General features: G+C 65.3%; 1 pseudogene. It reads left to right on the forward strand.

Going from position 1 to position 545, the window contains the following annotated elements:
- Positions 1-14 precede the first annotated feature (14 nt).
- Positions 15-545: pseudogene (locus N0A24_12315) on the forward strand (DNA gyrase subunit A).

The raw sequence follows: 545 nt of genomic DNA on the forward strand, positions 1-545 counted from the left end.
ACGGGCAGGAGGTGGTGTACCCCACGCTGGTACGCATGGCGCAGGATTTCAACATGCGCTACCCGCTGGTGGACGGACAGGGCAACTTCGGGAGTGTGGATGGCGACCCGCCTGCTGCGATGCGCTACTGCCTCACGGGCGACGCGCTGGTGCGCACGGAGCGTGGGCTAATCCCCATCAGTGCACTTGCAGAGCAAGAGCCAATAAGCCTGCAGGTGCGCGCCGCAGGGGGACGCATGCAGCACGCCTCGCGATGGTTCGATTGCGGCGAGCATCCCACGCTGCGCATCCGCACGCGCTACGGCTTCGAACTCACGGGCACGCCCAATCACCCAGTGCTGGTGTGCCTTGCCGACAACACGGGCAAACCCCGCCTCGCGTGGAAGACGCTGGACACCCTGCAGGCAGGCGACTATCTCGTGATCGACAGGGGCGTCTCCGACGAGGTGCGCGACCCCGTAGATTTGACTCCATACTATCCTGTCTTGCCTGAAGGCGCGCGCACGCGCAGGCACACGCTGCCGACGCAACTGGACGAGAACCTC

The organism is Armatimonadota bacterium, assembly GCA_025059775.1.
GTDB lineage: Bacteria > Sysuimicrobiota > Sysuimicrobiia > Sysuimicrobiales > Sysuimicrobiaceae > Sysuimicrobium.